At 38.3% G+C, this 17,084-nt stretch carries 15 protein-coding genes; 14 read left to right on the top strand and 1 reads right to left on the bottom strand.

Annotated elements, in window-relative coordinates; genetic code table 11:
• Nucleotides 1–45: 45 nt before the first annotated feature.
• The 4 genes from T513_RS0103495 to T513_RS0103480 all read left to right on the top strand — a co-directional run bounded on the left by T513_RS0103495 (nucleotide 46) and on the right by T513_RS0103480 (nucleotide 4,567).
• On the top strand, nucleotides 46–1,362 hold the full coding sequence (locus T513_RS0103495; protein WP_031588949.1) for a hypothetical protein: 1,317 nt from the start codon (nucleotides 46–48) through the stop codon (nucleotides 1,360–1,362).
• Between the two features lie 177 nt (nucleotides 1,363–1,539).
• Nucleotides 1,540–1,881: a hypothetical protein gene (locus tag T513_RS0103490; RefSeq protein ID WP_031588948.1), complete on the top strand. Its 342-nt coding sequence runs from the start codon at nucleotides 1,540–1,542 to the stop codon at nucleotides 1,879–1,881.
• Nucleotides 1,882–1,995: 114 nt separating this feature from the next.
• On the top strand, nucleotides 1,996–3,606 hold the full coding sequence (locus tag T513_RS0103485; protein WP_031588947.1) for a hypothetical protein: 1,611 nt from the start codon (nucleotides 1,996–1,998) through the stop codon (nucleotides 3,604–3,606).
• 400 nt (nucleotides 3,607–4,006) lie between these two features.
• The gene (locus tag T513_RS0103480) at nucleotides 4,007–4,567 is read left to right on the top strand and encodes a hypothetical protein (protein WP_031588946.1); all 561 of its coding nucleotides are present in this window, start codon (nucleotides 4,007–4,009) and stop codon (nucleotides 4,565–4,567) included.
• 67 nt (nucleotides 4,568–4,634) lie between these two features.
• On the opposite strand, the gene T513_RS0103475 is transcribed toward T513_RS0103480, so the two are convergent.
• On the bottom strand, nucleotides 4,635–6,092 hold the full coding sequence (locus T513_RS0103475) for a sucrose-6-phosphate hydrolase (protein ID WP_031588945.1): 1,458 nt from the start codon (nucleotides 6,090–6,092) through the stop codon (nucleotides 4,635–4,637).
• A gap of 106 nt (nucleotides 6,093–6,198) precedes the next feature.
• Between T513_RS0103475 and T513_RS0103470 the strand changes: the two genes are divergently transcribed.
• The 10 genes from T513_RS0103470 to T513_RS0103425 all read left to right on the top strand — a co-directional run bounded on the left by T513_RS0103470 (nucleotide 6,199) and on the right by T513_RS0103425 (nucleotide 17,083).
• Complete coding sequence (locus T513_RS0103470; RefSeq protein WP_031588943.1) at nucleotides 6,199–7,143, top strand: AEC family transporter; 945 nt, start codon at nucleotides 6,199–6,201, stop codon at nucleotides 7,141–7,143.
• A gap of 88 nt (nucleotides 7,144–7,231) precedes the next feature.
• Nucleotides 7,232–8,791, top strand: a complete 1,560-nt coding sequence (locus T513_RS0103465) for a helicase HerA-like domain-containing protein (RefSeq protein ID WP_031588941.1) — start codon at nucleotides 7,232–7,234, stop codon at nucleotides 8,789–8,791.
• 172 nt (nucleotides 8,792–8,963) lie between these two features.
• Nucleotides 8,964–9,761: a phage tail tip lysozyme gene (locus tag T513_RS0103460; protein ID WP_031588940.1), complete on the top strand. Its 798-nt coding sequence runs from the start codon at nucleotides 8,964–8,966 to the stop codon at nucleotides 9,759–9,761.
• A 221-nt stretch (nucleotides 9,762–9,982) separates the two neighbouring features.
• Entirely contained in the window at nucleotides 9,983–11,404 is a 1,422-nt protein-coding gene (locus tag T513_RS11920) for an ABC transporter permease subunit (protein ID WP_080692666.1), read from the top strand.
• Nucleotides 11,405–11,415: 11 nt separating this feature from the next.
• Nucleotides 11,416–12,174 carry an amino acid ABC transporter ATP-binding protein gene (locus T513_RS0103450; protein WP_029070681.1) on the top strand — a complete coding sequence of 253 codons (759 nt, stop codon included), beginning with the start codon at nucleotides 11,416–11,418 and terminating at the stop codon, nucleotides 12,172–12,174.
• 36 nt (nucleotides 12,175–12,210) lie between these two features.
• Nucleotides 12,211–12,588 (top strand): hypothetical protein, encoded by a 378-nt coding sequence (locus T513_RS0103445; RefSeq protein WP_029070680.1) that lies wholly within the window; start codon nucleotides 12,211–12,213, stop codon nucleotides 12,586–12,588.
• Nucleotides 12,589–12,736: 148 nt separating this feature from the next.
• A complete protein-coding gene (locus tag T513_RS0103440; protein WP_029072202.1) occupies nucleotides 12,737–13,954 on the top strand; it encodes an acetate/propionate family kinase in 1,218 nt (405 codons plus the stop codon).
• Nucleotides 13,955–14,029: 75 nt separating this feature from the next.
• A complete protein-coding gene (locus T513_RS0103435) occupies nucleotides 14,030–14,959 on the top strand; it encodes a DHH family phosphoesterase (RefSeq protein WP_031588939.1) in 930 nt (309 codons plus the stop codon).
• 67 nt (nucleotides 14,960–15,026) lie between these two features.
• Entirely contained in the window at nucleotides 15,027–15,698 is a 672-nt protein-coding gene (locus T513_RS0103430) for a response regulator transcription factor (protein WP_029070677.1), read from the top strand.
• Nucleotides 15,698–17,083 (top strand): sensor histidine kinase, encoded by a 1,386-nt coding sequence (locus T513_RS0103425; RefSeq protein ID WP_031588938.1) that lies wholly within the window; start codon nucleotides 15,698–15,700, stop codon nucleotides 17,081–17,083. The genes T513_RS0103430 and T513_RS0103425 overlap by 1 nt, the downstream gene beginning before the upstream one ends.
• Nucleotide 17,084: the final 1 nt, after the last annotated feature.

Raw genomic sequence — 17,084 nt, 5'->3', positions numbered from 1 at the left:
AAAAAAATGTATATATTGACTATATACAAGAAGGGAAAGAGGAAAATGAAAAAGAATATTTTAAAGAAGACATTCTCTTTTCTTGTTGCAATGATAGTAGCAGCAAGCGTAATGACTTCATCCATTAATTTAACACATGCTAAAACTATTTCTTCACGTAAGAGTGTCTTGGTCGGACAGACAATCACAGTCAGAGTAAGGAAAGGAAAGAAGCAGAAGTCTTCAGACAGAAGCATTGCCACTGTTTCAAAAAAATACTCGAAGAAGAGAAAGCGTGTGACAGTCTACAAGAAAGTAGGCAAGAAGAAAAAGAAAATCAGAAAGTGGAAAAAGGTGAAGGTATTCAAGGGATACTTTTCAATCAGAGGAATCCGTGCCGGAAAGGCAGTCATCACGATCAGATCAGGAAAGACAGTATACCGCTATGATGTAACCGTAAAGGGAAATGCAGCAGCAGGCAGAAACGGTACTGCCAAGCGTTCAGGTGCAGGCAAGAGCCATTCATCAGGAAACGCATCAGCATCGCAGAGCGGAGACGCACCAAAGGTCATCTATGATCCAAGACCTGAAGGCATGACCGTGCCAAAGAACGAGCCTGTCATTGATGAGCCTCTCGTCATTGACAGAATGCACAATCAGGACAAATTCTACAACACCGTCAACAATGTCAATGGAGATGTCGTAGCAGGTTCGACAGTTCTGATCAAGTGGAAGACAAATCTCAAGTCAGATGATTTTGCCCTTATTGACGACAGAACCGGTATGGACATGCCTTCTTGTGAAGATATTGCGGATAAGCGTTATCACAGCACTGATGGAAATGGTGCAGCCACTAAAGTCAGTGATGGATATGTCTTTGCAGTACAAGCCAGAAAGGCAGGAACCTACAAGATGGATGTGGCAGTCGTTCAGCCATACAATCCGGTTTACAAGACAGGACGCAGCATCACAGTCACCTTTGATGACTACAGAATCGCAGAAGGCAGAGCTCTTGATGACCTTATGGAACGTTCAGGTGCCAGTTCGAGAGCTACTGTAAAGGAAAAGCTTGAGAGACTCGGCACATACATGAGAACGACAGGATGGAAAGACGGAGGATTCGCCCATCCGGACAAGTACTACAAGGGAATGTACGCCGACAAGTATGGAGACGGCGGAGTATGGTTCCAGGGACGTGTCATCAGCTGCGTTGATGCGACTGACATCATCGAAAAATGCGCAATGAAGCTTGGTGTGCCGGCTTCCGGACTCAGATACAATCATCCGGACAGGAGAAATCCTGCACATGTCAATAACTTGATCACATACAACGGAGAAACATTCGTCATTGAAGGATGCCCTAACGAGCATGTGGTGGTATAGAAAAATACACAGCCAAAAGAGAACATTGCGTTCTCTTTTTTTGTTCATTCCATGTTCCATGACCTATACTTTCTTGCATATTGGTATTGCGACACGAAGGCGTGAAGTCTCTCCAGTCATTGCGGAAGGCTGCAGAGATTCCACCATTCATGCCGACAATGAAAGGAAAAGAAAGAAATGAACAACAGAATAAAAAAGTCTTTTGCATTTCTGGCCTCCGCAGCCATGCTCGTTGCGGGGTCTATCGGTTCTGGACTGGTCACTCCCGTATACGCAAATACAGACGTGTCGGACTCAGCACTTGTCTCGAAGTATCCGAAACACAATGTCACTAAAGCTGAGCTCAAGAAGCTTCAGGATCAGAACTGGAATGTCAAGACATTCAGCGGAAAATACAGGCTCAAGAGCGTAAGGTCGAAAAGAGTCAACGATGGAATGGTCGTTTTCCAGAATGCATGCACAAGATACGACAAGGTATCGCACAATGACCTGAAGGTAAACAAATTCAGAAAACAATGAAAGAAAAGGCACTGCAGCGAGCAGTGGTTTTTGACTCAAATATCACCTTCTGTCTTGCGAAAATGTTCAATGGATGTATCATGATATTATGAGAATGAAAGGAAGGGAACCCGAATGAAAAAAGCAATCATCAGTGCGGTAGCGTCAGCCGTCATGGCTTCAGCGCTCACCGTTTCAGCAGTAACGCCAGCTGAAGCAAAAAAGGCGAAAAAGAAAAAGCCGTCCATAGTTCTTGTCAGCAGAGGCATGACAGCAGGAGGCAGCTTTGATATATTCCTAAAGAAAGGAAAGAGTGCCAAGACTTCAAATAGAAGAGTTGCGACAATCGCTCCAAAATACATCAGAAAGGGGAAGAAAAGAAGAAAAATCAGATACAGATGGACAGTAAAGGCAAAAATGCCTGGAAATGCAAGAATCAGTCTCAAAAAGGGAAAGAAGACATATGTATGGTCAATTCTTGTAAAGGCGCCTGCTAGACCGGTTTCTCGTCCTGTACAGAAAGTGATGCAGTCTAAATCGGTACCATCCACAAAGAATGCAGAAAAGCCAAAGTCTTCAGAAAATAAAAGCGCAAACAATCAGCCTCAGACAATGAGCGAGGCCGAAAAGCAGAATCGTCTATCCGAACTGAAGGCAGAACTTGAAAAGAAACAGGCATTGCTGGAAAATGCAAAATCCAGCCAGACCAGCAGCAAAAAGGCACTAGAAGATGCAACAGCCCAATATGTTCAGGCAAAGAAGGCATATGATGAAGCTCAGAAAATCGTAAAGCAGGGCTCTCTGGGTTTCTTCAGATCAATCAATGCGCAGGGAGCAGTTCAGCTTCTTACAAGAGACAACATTGAAAGAACTTCTAACGAGAATGTCAACAGCTTTACAGATATGGGCGCCAAAAAAGATGCCACTTCACTTGAAGAAATGAAAGATACATTGGATACATTCAAGGAATATGAATCACTCGTCAAACGAGAAGGTCTTGTGCTTCCGAAAGTCAGTACCATTCTGACAGCCATTGAACAGCTCAACTGCAACTTCTTCAGAAACAATGATGAATATGAATATACTCATGATTCACCGCATACGACATGGGGCGATGACTGTGGCTTGGGCGGTGAAAACCTTGCAGCAGGAACAGGCTTGCCATTCAAGGCATGGTATGATGATGAAAAAGAAATCTATGAAAAACACAAGGAAGAATTCAATAACAGCCCTGCAGAAGCCAGAAAAAAATACGGGCCAATCGGTCATTACTTTTCGGTTAAAAGCTTTAGCCGTGAAGGCCGCTACATGGGAATGGGACATTGCGGCGGATATTCGGCATTGGGATATTCTAACAAGCCTTGCTATGTTTCAACAACTGTTGAACGAAAAGACATTGAAGATGATCTTAATTCACGCCATATTGAACCAAGCGTATTGAAAACTCATTTCAAGGAATACATCAAAGAAGATGATGTTGAAGTCACTAGAATTGGAGACTGTAAATATAAAGTCACTCAGACAACATATGAAGACAATGACATCACAATGAACCTCTCTGAATACAGAGAAAAATTCATGGCATACTACGACAGATACGTCACTGCTCCAAAAAAGGAAATGGACGAAAAGAAAGCCGCAATGGACAGTGCAGATGAAAAAGTGAAAAAGGCTGACAGTGAAATCGCCAGCATCGAAAATGACATCAGACGCATCAGCGAGTCAATCGAAACGCTTGAAAAATAGACAGAGAGAGCATCCATTCAGAAGTGAATGGGTGTTCTTTTTCTGCCCGTTTCCTGAAGCCTCTGCAGGGAATTCTCGGAAAAATGCGGACGCATCGAGATTGCGAAACGCATCGTAGAAGCCTGTGAGGAGAATGATGCCGTCGAGAATCTCGCAGCCGCTCTGAATACAGCCAGTCCAAAGCCGGCTGAGAAAAGCAAAGAAAGAAACATGTTTCTGGCGACATCAGAAAACGTCCATGAAGAGCGTGATCAGCCTCCGATGAGAAAACATCGCCTGACACTTCAGCCATGCCCGCCAGTTCCAGAAATGCATCACAGCAAATGCGTTTACAAGAAAGGACTGATACAAGAATGATAACAAATGGAAATGAGCAAGCAAGTAAAGGAGGTTTATGTCAATGAAAGCAGACAAGAATAGGATAGGCATGCTTTCCTGGCTTCGTCACGGCGGTGTATCTGCGCTGATAAGAAAAGCTTTTGCCTTTGTGGTTTCTGCGGCCATGCTGCTGGCAGGCCTGGTCGGTTCAGGACTGGTCACTCCCGTATACGCAAATACAAACGTGTCGGACTCAGCGCTTGTCTCGAAGTATCCGAAACATAAGGTCACTTCAAAGCAGCTCGAAAAGCTTCAGAATCAGAACAGGAATGTCAAAACATTCAGCGGAAAATACAGGCTCAAGAGCGCAAGGCCGAAAAGAGTCAACAATGGAATGGCCTTCAATATAGACTTTACCTCAGGAAAGCTCTCAAGCATCGATAACGCAATCGCATACTGCAGAATGCATGGAGCGAAAGACCCTGAAGTCGGAACCGGAAAGTACACAGCCAAGGTAAGCAAATCCGACAAGAAGGTAAGGATCATAGTCGATATGGATCCAACCAATGACGTGACTAGGGCAAACGAAGCAGCCGGTTCGGGATACCAGTATCTGGGACTCAGGCACAACTATCAAAGATAGGGTAATGTACAAAAAGTTTATTTGAGTTAGTCATAAGTTAATAAAAAAACAGGAACAAATGTTCCTGTTAAACAATAAACTGATTACCATTAGAAGACTTTAATGTATAAATCTGCATTGTTCCTTCACCAATAATAGAGAAGAAATGTTCTTCTTTAGTAGGGAATACTCTAGATGTAAAGACTGCATCACCATCATTTACAAAGATTTCAATAGAACTTGCATCAATGTAAATCTGTAAATGATTTAATGGATGATCAAGAATACGAGTCTGACTTTCACCTAATTCCTTATTGAATCTATTGGTCATACCTGAACGATCAATGTAGATGTGTTTTTGTGATTCATCATAGTGAATCATCAGTCCACCACTGCCATCTTGTTTTGTAAACAAGTTGAAATCAATATTTCCATGTAGTCTTAAATCAATCTCACAACATTTAGGTAATTCACGATTAAATGGATTAATCTTTTTATCTCTTAATGTTTCAAGCTGTTTAAGTGGTCTTTGAATCAATCTTCTTTTTCTTACAGTCAATTCTCTAGGTAAAGTGAGGCATCCTGACCATTCTTCATCATCAGTAGGATATGAAGCATCAGGAAGTCCCATCCAAGCAACGAGAATTGCTTTCTTTTGATCATTTATATTAGCGGCACATTCAGCTGCATAAGAATCAAATCCAAAGTCTAGAACATGGAACTGACCATCAGGTGTAAAAGTAAGTGTATCATAGTCCATATGTCCAATGATATAGCCATTATGATGTATATTGTTTCCCCTTGAAGGAATAGAAAGATGTTGAGGACAGAAAATCAGAATATCACAATCATCGATATGCTCGATAGAAGGACATTCCCACATATCTCCAAAATCTTCAAATCCGGGTACATTGAGCTGTCCAGCAAAAGTCCATTCCTTATTGTGATAAGGTGACTTATAGACAATGATACAGCCTTTCTTATCAGCTGTCTGTGCACCGATGAGAAGATAATACATCTTTTCTTTTTTACGATAAATAATCTTAGGATCCCTCTGATGTTCAGTGTAAGAAGGATGAGGACCAAAAAGTGGTTTTGAATATTTATGACTTGTACCATCATCTCTCATGTTGACAAGACAGGTATAGGAAGATCTCTTCCAGTCTTCATCACGATGATTACCAGTATAGTAAAGATAAATAGAATGATTAGTCACAAGCGCTGAACCAGAGTAGGCTCCCTTGTTGTCAAAATCCTGATCAGGATGAATACAGATACCTTTATTATCCCAATGAACAAGATCACTTGATTCAGTATGATACCAGTACTTTAGTCCATGTACTGCACCCCAAGGACACCATTGATAAAAAAGATGCCATTTATCCTTATGAAAAACAAATCCATTTGGATCATTCAGCAAACCGGTTATAGGCTGAATATGATAAGATTGTCGATATTGAGACTGCTTAATGCGTTCATGTAAATCTACAATTTCTTCTCTGTTTTTAAGTACTCTATAACGTTCTTCTTTTGTCCATTCTTTCATAACCAAGACTCCTTTTCATTTATTATGATAGAGCTTTCCTTTAAATGCAATATTTTACTTTATAGAATATTAAAAAGGTGTAAAATGGAAACAATGGGGGGATAATATGTCTGAACTTGTTTTTAGTTTAAATGCGACAATGCCCGTTTTTTTATTAATGGTATTAGGGTATTGTCTTCATAAAATCAATTGGATCGATGATGATTTTGCCGCAAAGCTCAATCGCTTTGTCTTCCGTCTACCTTTACCGATGTTGCTGTTTAATCAGCTTTCTTCTACTGACTTTTATTCATCATGGAATCCTATTTTTATTTGCTTCTGTTTTCTTGCTACATTGCTCTCAATTGGGATATGTGTTGTTATTTCTACAAGATTGGATAGCTTTCATGCAAGAGGAGAATTTATTCAGGCTTCCTATCGAAGCTCTGCTGCATTACTTGGAATAGCCTATATCCAAAACGTCTATAACAATGCCCATATGGCACCACTGATGATATTGGGTGCTGTACCGCTTTACAATGTTATGGCAGTTGTTGTCCTATCTGCCACTAATCCACTTTATGAAAAACATACGCAATCTTTATTTAAGGATTCATTAAAAGGAATTGCACGTAATCCTATCATCATTGGTATAGCAGCTGGCTTTATCTGGTCATTGTTAAAAATACCTCAGCCTACCATTATGGTGAAGACCTTAAAGCATATTGGTAACTTATCTACACCATTAGGTTTAATGGCAATGGGTGCTACCATTGATCCTACTAAAGTTAAAGGTCAACTAAAGAACAGCATCATTGCTTCATTTATTAAGCTTATAGGACTAGAATGTCTGTTCCTTCCTTTTGCAATTATGTGGGGATTTAGAAATGAACAGCTATTAGCCATCTGTATTATGTTAGGTTCAGCTACAACTGTTTCTTCTTATGTTATGGCAAAGAACATGAACCACGAAGGAACACTTTCAAGCAACACGGTTGTGTTAACAACATTACTTAGTGCTTTCACATTAACATTCTGGATATTCATATTGCGCTATTTCGCATTGATCTAAGACAGGTTTTTCCTGTCTTTTTGATTTCTTTTTAAAATGAAGTGATGACATGATAGAATAGGTGTAGATATATAGGAGGACATATTATATGTTTATTGATCATAAAATCTGGGTGGGTAATGCAGATACACCCGTTTATCTTTTACCTAAGATGGCCAATCGTCATGGTCTGATTGCTGGTGCAACTGGTACAGGTAAGACTGTTACATTAAAAGTGCTCGCAGAATCATTTAGTGATATGGGCGTACCAGTTTTCATGGCTGATGTCAAAGGTGATGTTGCTGGTCTTAGTGAACCAGGAAGCAAAAGCGAAGATATGGATAAGCGTATCGCATGCTTTAAGCTTGATGAAGCAGGCTTCTCTTTTTCTGGTTATCCTGTTACTTTATGGGATCTCTTTGGTAAAACTGGTATCCCATTAAGAACAACTATTTCTGAAATGGGTGCATTGTTGCTGGCGAGAGTGCTGGAATTAAATGAACTGCAAAGTGATGTGCTTTCTGTAGCATTCAAGATTGCAGATGATCACAATCTCTTGCTTGTCGATACAAAAGATCTTAAGGCCCTGTTAAGCTATATCAATGATAACAGCAAGTCTTTTGAAGCGGATTATGGCAAGATTTCAAGTGCGACAATCGGTGTTATTACAAGAGCTATCGTAGCATTAGAAACACAGGGCGGAGATCAGTTCTTTGGTGAAACAGCACTATCTATTGCGGACTTCCTGACACTTGGTGAAGGTGGAAAGGGCATGATTCATATTCTTGATAGTGAGAGTCTTATCAATAATGGAAAGCTTTATTCTACATTCCTGCTTTGGCTTTTATCAGAATTGTTTGAAACACTTCCTGAAGTAGGGGATATGGATAAGCCAAAGATGGTCTTCTTCTTTGATGAAGCACATCTTTTATTTAAAGGGACATCAAAGGCTCTGCTTGAAAAAATTGAACAGGTTGTCAAACTCTTCCGTTCAAAAGGAGTGGGCATCTACTTCTGTACACAAAATCCACGTGATATTCCAGATGGTGTACTTGCTCAGCTCGGCAATAAGATTCAGCATGGATTAAGAGCTTATACGCCAGCTGATCAGAAATCAGTGAAAGCTGCTGCTGAATCATTCAGAGAAAATCCTGCATTCAATTCTTATGATACAATCTTGAATCTAGGAACAGGAGAAGCCCTTGTCTCATTCCTAGATGAAAAAGGAATCCCAGAAATGGCTCAGAAAGTATCTATTCTACCACCAAGATGTAGCTTTGGAGCCATTAGTGAAGAAAAACGTACACAACTCATCAATTCATCGCTTCTTTATAGTAAATACGCGAAAAGCTATGATCCCGATTCCGCATACGAATTCCTGTCTCGTATGGGCTTAGAAGAACAAGCTAAAAAAGAGCAGGAAAAAGCTAATCAGGCTGCAGAAAAAGAAGCTATGAAAAAAGAGAAAGAAGCATTAAAAGAAAAAGAAAAAGAAGATCGTGCGAAAAAGCGTGCCGTACAATCAGTTGGCAGTACGCTTTTAGGGACACTCGGCAGAGAGGCTGGTAAGGCCGCTGGAGGCAAATTTGGAAAATTTGGCCAGCGCCTAGGCGGGAACCTCGGCGCCCAGCTAGGCCGCAGTATTCTTGGAACACTCTTTAAAAAGTAAAGGATAACGAGTAAGTTATCCTTTTTTAAAACCGAAAATTCGGTGAACTATAAATAAAACTTAAGAAAATTTAAGTTGTAGCTTAAATCCTAAATGAACGATTGACTATGTATAAACCAAAATTTATGATAAAAATGTAGTTTTAACATATAAATTGAAATGAGGGATTTGAATGAAAAAAATATCAAGAGTGATTGTAGCCTTTGCGCTTCTATTGGCGCTAAGCGTTAGCTTATTTCACACAAGCGCATCTGCGATTACAACAACAGAGCGTAACAGAAATGAAATCTATTCACAGCTTGTAGCGCGTGGACTAACAAAAGCACAGGCATGTGGAATCTTAGCTAACATTGAATATGAATCAAGCTATAACCCAAATGCTTGGTACAAGAATATAAGTTATGGTCTATGCCAGTGGCAGGGCGATAGATTAAAAGTATTCCAGGACACTTATAAGACAGAAGCACAGCGTGCTTCAATTTATAATCAGGTTTCTTATCTATTTACAGAACTTAAAGGCAATGAAAAAAACGCACATAAAAAATCAATTGTACCTTATACTAAAAACACAGCTGATGAAGCTTATAATGTTGGCTATATGTTCTGCTTAAAGTTTGAAAGACCATTGGATCAGACAACTAATCCAGTTAAGCGTGGAAATAAAGCCAAAGAATTATTTGCGATGAACTTTACAACAACAACTTCATCATCATCTGCAAAAAAAACGTCTACTGTTAAGAAAACAGTCACTACAACTGTTTCAAGGCTTAAGACATATACAACAGGACGTTATAAGACAACATCTAAATTAAAGGTTAGAACAGGTGCGACTACAAGTTCTAAATCTGTAGGTGTACTAAAAAAAGGCGCTAATGTCACAGTAAAATCAGTGAAATCAAAGAAGTGGGGAAAAATCACTTATAAGAAAAAATCAAGATACGTTTCATTAGATTATGCTAAAAAAGTTTAAGTTTAATTTAAGGAAAGCCTATTATAATAATCTTGTAGCTAAGAGGTTTGTTATATACCCTTCCCAAAAACAAAATCATATAATGGACCGATTGTTACAATTAAATTTCCCAAAATGATGTGAAACAAAAAGCACTCCGCTGGAGTGTTTTTTGTTTCTCTGGAAACATTTACTTTAAAAGGGGTTTGTGATATTCTTCTCCTATAGTTAAGGGGGTTAATATGAAAAAAGTATTAAAACTGTTTGTTATGATTATGCTTTCTTTTACATGCTTATCAATGTTTAGTGTTGATGCGCACGCAAAAGAAAAAGTGCTCACTGTCGGTTTTGATCAGGAGTGTCCTCCATTCGGTTTTGTGGATAACGATAAGAACTTTGTAGGCTTCGATATCGATTTAGCAAGAGAAGCCGCAAAGCGTTTAGGCTATAAGCTTAAGCTTCAGCCAATCGATTGGGATTCTAAGGATATGGAACTTGATAGTGGCCATATTGATTGTATCTGGAATGCCTTTACGATCAACGGACGAGAAGATAAGTACACGTGGACGAAACCTTATCTTAATAACTCACAGGTCTTTGTAGTAAGGAAAAGCGATAAGATTAAATCACATGATGATCTTAAGAACAAGATTGTAGAAGTACAGAAGGATTCAAGTGCAGAAGCAGCCTTGGAATCTGAAGAGCATCGTGAATTAGCTAAGAGCTTTAAGTCCATGATCAAGATTGGTTCTTATCAGACAGCGTTATTGGAGTTAGAACAGGGAAGTGTTGATGCTGTTGCAATGGATTATTATGTCGCAAGATATATGATCAAGGAGAAGGATACATTAACAATTGTTAATGAGAACATCTCAAAAGAACAGTACGGTATTGGCTTTAAGAAAGGCAATACGAAATTAAGAGATGAAATTCAAAAGACTGTGGATGCCATGAAGAAGGATGGTACTTTCAATAAGATATCTGATAAGTGGTTTGGTTCTGATGTCACAACAAAGAAAATGACATTGCCACAGATCATGTATCAGCTTCTTGATGGGATGATGAAGTCATTAAAGATCTTCTTCTTTACCTTGCTTTTCTCATTGCCGCTAGGATTATTTGTTGCATTGGCAAGAATGTCTAAGAATAAGGTGATTCAAAATATCACTAAGTTCTATATTTCCATCATGCGTGGTACACCGCTGATGCTACAGATGTTTGTTGTATACTTTGGACCATTCTACCTGTTTAATATGCCATCACCAGCGCGAGGATTTGCGGTTATTTTTGCCTTTGTCATTAATTATGCTGCATACTTTGGAGAGATTTTTAGAAGTGGTATTGCCTCAATGGAAAAAGGTCAATATGAAGCAGCACAGCTGCTTGGATACAGCAGTTTCCAGACATTCTTTGTTATTATTTTGCCTCAGGTCATTAAGAGAATTCTTCCATCCATCACAAATGAAGTCATTACGCTAGTTAAAGACACTTCTTTAGCATTTGCAATCGCCTATGTAGAAATGTTCTCACAGGCTAAGGTTATTGCTGCTAATCAGAAGAGCATGATGCCATTTGTTGCTGCAGCTATTTTCTATTATGTATTTAACTTTATTGTCGCAGTTCTTATGGAACACTGTGAAAAGTTAATGGACTATTATGATTAGGGGGAAACTGTATGAAAATCTTGGATATGAAACATATTAAGAAACACTTTGGCGACAATGATGTCTTAAAGGATATCAGTTTCTCTGTAGAAGAAGGGGATGTTGTCTCAATCATTGGACCTTCTGGAAGCGGAAAGTCGACATTGTTAAGAATTGCTACCTTCTTAGAAACAATGGATGATGGAGAATTATCTTATCTTGATAAACAGGTCGTAGAGTCTGTTGGTGGACATGCCATCTATAAGAAACAGCTACAAAAAGAAGCAATGCATTGCTTTGGATTGGTTTTTCAGAACTATAACTTGTTTCCACACTTTAATGTGATGAAAAACATTGTAGATGCCCCAATTCGTATTCAGAAGAGAGACAAGGAAGAAGTCTACAAGGAAGCAAGAGCACTTTTAAAGAAGATGGGACTTGAAGATAAAGAGAAAGCTTATCCTTCTGAATTGTCAGGTGGTCAAAAACAGCGTGTTTCTATTGCGAGAGCATTGGCAATGAAGCCACGTATCTTATTCTTTGATGAACCTACAAGTGCATTAGATCCAGAGTTGACACAGGAAATCTTGAAGGTTATCAAGGAACTTGCTGATGAGAAGATGACAATGGTCATCGTTACTCATGAAATGAGCTTTGCTCATGATGTTTCTACACGTATGATCTTTATGGATCAGGGGGTCATTGTAGAAGAAACAACACCTGATCAGATGTTTGCTTCAGAAAATGAACGCACAAGAGCGTTCCTTGGTAAGCATCATGAACTTGCATAATCAATCAGTTATGATACAATTTTATTGGTGATTAATATGAAATTGAAAGTCTTGCTCTTACTTTTACTCCTGTTAACAGGATGCATTGATAACACGTCTTCGTATTTAAGAGGATATTGGTATCGACGAATAAGTACAACTGAAAGTCAGTATGTGATGTTTGGAACATCTCGTACTATGACGACTGTCACAATTGATGAAAGACAAAAGAAGGGCGTCAGTGGCTCTTATGAACGTACGGGTACACAATTGAAATTGAATTATGATACAGGTAAAGAGGAAAGCTTTGAGATTGAATCGATAGATGATAATCGCATGGTTTTAAGAAATAGTGAAGAGACAAGGCTCTATGTGAAAGTTGATAAAAAGGAATTTTCACAAGAAACTGATGTGAAATTTACAGAGAAGAGGTAACTCTTCTCTTTTTTGCTTGTGAATATTTTTATTTAAAAACATCATGATTATTTGTACATTTTTTAACATACGCCATGTAAGTGCTAACAATTTAGCTTGTGAAATTTTTCAAACCCATATATAATTGATACAGACAGGGGGGTTTAATATGTCAAAAGTTATGGCTGTTAATGCCGGTAGTTCATCATTAAAATTTCAGTTATTTGAAATGCCTGAAGAGACTGTTATCTGTTCAGGTGTATTGGAAAGAATTGGATTGGAACAAGGAATTTTTTCTATCAAGTATAATGGCGAAAAGAAAGTTGTAGAAAAGCCTATCCCAGATCACAGCGTGGCTGTTGAAATGTTATTGAAGGCACTTGTAGAAGAAAAAATTGTAGAAAAGCTTACTGATATTGAAGCTGTTGGACATCGTGTAGTACAGGGTGGTCCTTACTTCAAGGATAGCGCTGTTGTAGACGAAGATGTCGTTGCAAAAGTAGAAGAATTATCAGAATTAGCACCTCTCCATAATCCTGCACATCTCGTTGGTTATCGTGCTTTTAGGGAAGCATTGCCAAATGTGGGACATGTTTTTGTCTTTGATACATCATTCCACCAGACAATGGATGAGGAACGTTTCCTTTATCCACTACCTTATGAATTCTATACAAAGTATAAAGTAAGAAAATATGGTGCTCATGGAACAAGTCACCGTTATGTTTCAGAACAGGTCAATGAATTAATGGGTAATCCACGTCATTCACGTGTGATTGTCTGCCATTTAGGAAATGGTGCATCGCTTTCTGCAGTCCAGGATGGTATCTGCATTGATACATCCATGGGATTCACACCACTGGCTGGTGTAATGATGGGTGCAAGATGTGGTGATGTTGATCCATCAATCATGCCATATTTATGCAAGAAGCTTAATAAAACACCAAGTGAAATCTTGCATATCTATAATAATGAATCAGGTATGAAGGGCGTATCTGGAATTTCTTCAGATTCCCGTGATATTGAAAATGCATTGTTCAACAAAGATGGTAAGGCTACTAAGGAACAATCTGAACGTGCATTGTTTACTTCACTGCTTTATGCTCGTATTGTTTCTAAGTATATTGGTGAATACTTTGTAGAAATGGGCGGCCTTGATGCGATCGCATTTACTGCTGGTGTAGGTGAAAATGCGGCTTATTTAAGACGTCTGATCATCGATAACTGCTCAAGAGCATTAGGGGTATTCCTAGATGAAAAAGCCAATGCAGAAAGAAAGAGTGGCAACAGATTGATTTCAAATCAGTATTCTCAAATAGATGTCTATGTAATTCCTACAAACGAAGAAGTGATGATTGCCAGAGATACAGTTAGATTATTGAATCTATAAGAGCTTAACGCGCAAGCGTTAGCTCTTTTTGTTTTTTTATTGTAGGTATGATAATATGCTAGTGGAGGTTAGTTTATGGATAAAATAATTAAAAAAATACAGGATTACTCTCAGATCCTTCTTTATAGACATGTCAATCCAGATATGGATGCATTTGGAAGCCAGCTCGGTTTCTATCATTTTATTAAGGAACATTTTCCAAGCAAGCATGTCGTCTTGATGGGCGAATTTACAAGTGCGCTTGCACCAATGTTCATCAATGAAGAAAGAGAAGAAATAAGAGATGAAAAGAGTCTTGGTATTGTATTAGATACTGCCAACAAGGAACGTATTGATGGAGATCTTTCTTTATGTGAATATGTCATTAAGATTGATCATCATATTGTAGTAGATTCATATGGAGACATTAATATTGAAGATGTATCCGCATCCTCATGTGCACAGATTGTCTCTCTTCTTTTTAAAGAAGGAGGCTTTATGCTTAATAAGGAAGCTTCACGTGCTTTATATATTGGTATCATCGGTGATTCTAACCGATTCCTTTATAGAAATACCGGTGTTAAGACTTTTGAAGCAGCTAGCTATCTGCTAGAAAGCGGTATTGATATTGAAGCTATTTATCAGGATATGTATCTTCGTGAAGAAAAGGATCTTAATGTGACAAGATTTATCTTGAATCATTATGTAAAAGAGGGACGTATTGCCTATTATGTTCTTAAAGATGAAGATCTAAAAGAATTAGAAATTACAAGAGAAGAAGGTTCTAATTATGTTAATACGCTCTCTAATATCAAAGAGTTTGATATCTGGATGGCTATTACTGAAAATATAAAAGACAATAATATCCGCGTCAGCATTCGTTCTAGAAAGACTGCCATCAATGAGGTGGCAGCACAGTTTAACGGGGGCGGTCATGCGTTGGCAAGCGGGGCTAAGCTCTCATCGTTTGATGAGCTTCCTGAACTTATAAAAGCACTGAAAAATGCGCAGGAATGTGGTTGTTAAACTGGGATTTGTCATAGGCAAAAAATAGTGATTATGGTATAATACACTAGAATGGGTGGTGAATGCAGTGAAATCCAAAATTATGATTGTAGATGATGAAGCAAGCATTAGAGAGCTTGTTCGCTTTTATTTAGATAAAGCTGGTTTTGAATGTATTGAAGCAGCTAATGGAGAAAAAGCTATTGAAATTATTGAAAACCAATATGTTGATTTAGCACTTGTGGATGTCATGATGCCAGGTATGGATGGCTTTGAACTTGTTGAAGAGATGAGACAGTATAAGGATATTCCGGTCATTATGTTAACCGCAAAATCACAGACAAAAGATAAACTCAGAGGATTTAATCTTGGCATTGATGACTATGTCACAAAGCCATTTGATCCTGAAGAGCTTTTAGCGCGTGTACGTGTAATCTTAAAACGCTATAGTATCAATACAAGCAATATTGTCACAATTGGTGATGTGGTTTTTGATGGAGATAAGTATGAAATTAGATATCAAGATGAAGCGCTGCATCTGCCATTAAAACAATTTGAACTTGTTTTTGAACTTGCGAAGAACCCTAACCAGATTTTTACAAGAGAACAGCTGATTGAAAAAATCTGGGGAATGGATTATGAAGGATTTGATCGTACTGTAGATGTACATATAAAACGAATTAGAGAAAATCTTAGAGATCTTCCAGGATTCAAGGTTGTCACAGTCAGAGGATTAGGATACAAGCTTGAGGTAGAATAATGAAATCCATTTATGGAAGACTCTATTTTGCATTTTTTATGACCATTCTTGTTTCATTCTTATTAGCAGGATTCTTTGCGATAAGAAGAACGGATGATAATACCAATCAGATTGCTTACTCTGAATTGGAACGTGCCAGCAAGCATATTGCGGATCTTATTGAACTTGTTGGTCCTAATGATCAAAAGAGTGTATTAAGTGACTACTCTCAATCCTCTGAAATGTCATTTAATATCTACAATGAAAATATCGATAAGACCTATGGTCATATGAATAAAAAATCACGATTTAGTGAAGCAGAAAAGAAAGCGATGCTTACGGTTATTAATGGGAAGAAGACCACAAATACTTCTTCTCTTGTCGCTTATGCAAAGACGTATGAAATAGAAGGAATACGCTATGTTATCAGTGTACAAAGAGACAATACGTTAAAGAAGTCTACTTTTGTGACATCCTATATTGTTTCAGGACTCATTCTTCTGCTTGTCGGCAGTGTTGTTTTCTTGATTATTTCAGACTTTATTGTGAAACCTATTTCCAATTTAACTAAGGCTACTAATGAGCTTATAAAGGGGAACTATAGAGTCAGAGTCAACTATGCTGGAGAAGATGAGATCAGCAAGCTTTATAATGCCTTTAACCAGATGGCTATTCAGCTTGCAAAACAGGAAGAGACAAGGCAACAATTTATTAGTGATGTCTCTCATGAGTTCCAGACACCATTAACTGCTATTTCAGGATTTGCGAATATTTTGAAATCAGAAAATCTTCCTGATGATCAAAGAAAGAAATATGCATCCATTATTTCAAGCAATTCGCAGCGTCTTTCTACCTTATCAAAGAATATGCTGCAGCTGACACTTCTTGAAGGAGAAGACACAAAGCTTGATATACATGAATATTCCTTGATTGATCAGTTAAATAGAGTCATTGAAACTCAGGATTATACCGCATTATCTAAGGATATTGAGATTGAATTTATTAAACCTAAAGGTGAAATCTTTGTTGAAGCAGATGAATCACGTATGGAACAGGTATGGATCAATCTTATTAATAATGCAATTAAATATACAGAAGAACACGGTGTTGTCACTGTGGAAGTAAAAAGATGGGGAAAAGATATCAGCGTATTGATTCATGATACTGGTATTGGTATGTCAGAAGAGACGATTTCTCATATCTTTGAACGTTTTTATAGAGATGATAAATCAAGAGCTGTTGAAGGAAATGGACTTGGCTTATCAATTGTTTCAAGAATTATTGCTTTGCATGGCTTTAAGATTGATGTAACTTCCGAAGAGGATGCAGGTTCAGTCTTTACTGTAAAGATGCCTCTTTCTACAAAGAGTTATGTCAATAAGCTCATTGTTAATAGAAAGGATTAAG

This window comes from Kandleria vitulina DSM 20405, assembly GCF_000702065.1.
In the GTDB taxonomy this organism is placed as follows: domain Bacteria; phylum Bacillota_I; class Bacilli_A; order Erysipelotrichales; family Coprobacillaceae; genus Kandleria; species Kandleria vitulina.
The sequence above is the reverse complement of the archived record's forward strand: the minus strand, read 5'-3'. Positions and strand labels throughout refer to the sequence as shown.

What these genes read in the sequence shown, in the direction of transcription:
- T513_RS0103460 (WP_031588940.1), top strand. Translation starts at nt 8,964, where the DNA reads ATGAAAAAAATATCAAGAGTGATTGTAGCCTTTGCGCTTCTATTGGCG.
- T513_RS0103465 (WP_031588941.1), top strand. Translation starts at nt 7,232, where the DNA reads ATGTTTATTGATCATAAAATCTGGGTGGGTAATGCAGATACACCCGTT.
- T513_RS11920 (WP_080692666.1), top strand. Translation starts at nt 9,983, where the DNA reads ATGAAAAAAGTATTAAAACTGTTTGTTATGATTATGCTTTCTTTTACA.
- T513_RS0103440 (WP_029072202.1), top strand. Translation starts at nt 12,737, where the DNA reads ATGTCAAAAGTTATGGCTGTTAATGCCGGTAGTTCATCATTAAAATTT.
- T513_RS0103480 (WP_031588946.1), top strand. Translation starts at nt 4,007, where the DNA reads ATGAAAGCAGACAAGAATAGGATAGGCATGCTTTCCTGGCTTCGTCAC.
- T513_RS0103425 (WP_031588938.1), top strand. Translation starts at nt 15,698, where the DNA reads ATGAAATCCATTTATGGAAGACTCTATTTTGCATTTTTTATGACCATT.
- T513_RS0103470 (WP_031588943.1), top strand. Translation starts at nt 6,199, where the DNA reads ATGTCTGAACTTGTTTTTAGTTTAAATGCGACAATGCCCGTTTTTTTA.
- T513_RS0103475 (WP_031588945.1), bottom strand. Translation starts at nt 6,092, where the DNA reads ATGAAAGAATGGACAAAAGAAGAACGTTATAGAGTACTTAAAAACAGA.
- T513_RS0103490 (WP_031588948.1), top strand. Translation starts at nt 1,540, where the DNA reads ATGAACAACAGAATAAAAAAGTCTTTTGCATTTCTGGCCTCCGCAGCC.
- T513_RS0103485 (WP_031588947.1), top strand. Translation starts at nt 1,996, where the DNA reads ATGAAAAAAGCAATCATCAGTGCGGTAGCGTCAGCCGTCATGGCTTCA.
- T513_RS0103450 (WP_029070681.1), top strand. Translation starts at nt 11,416, where the DNA reads ATGAAAATCTTGGATATGAAACATATTAAGAAACACTTTGGCGACAAT.
- T513_RS0103495 (WP_031588949.1), top strand. Translation starts at nt 46, where the DNA reads ATGAAAAAGAATATTTTAAAGAAGACATTCTCTTTTCTTGTTGCAATG.
- T513_RS0103435 (WP_031588939.1), top strand. Translation starts at nt 14,030, where the DNA reads ATGGATAAAATAATTAAAAAAATACAGGATTACTCTCAGATCCTTCTT.
- T513_RS0103445 (WP_029070680.1), top strand. Translation starts at nt 12,211, where the DNA reads ATGAAATTGAAAGTCTTGCTCTTACTTTTACTCCTGTTAACAGGATGC.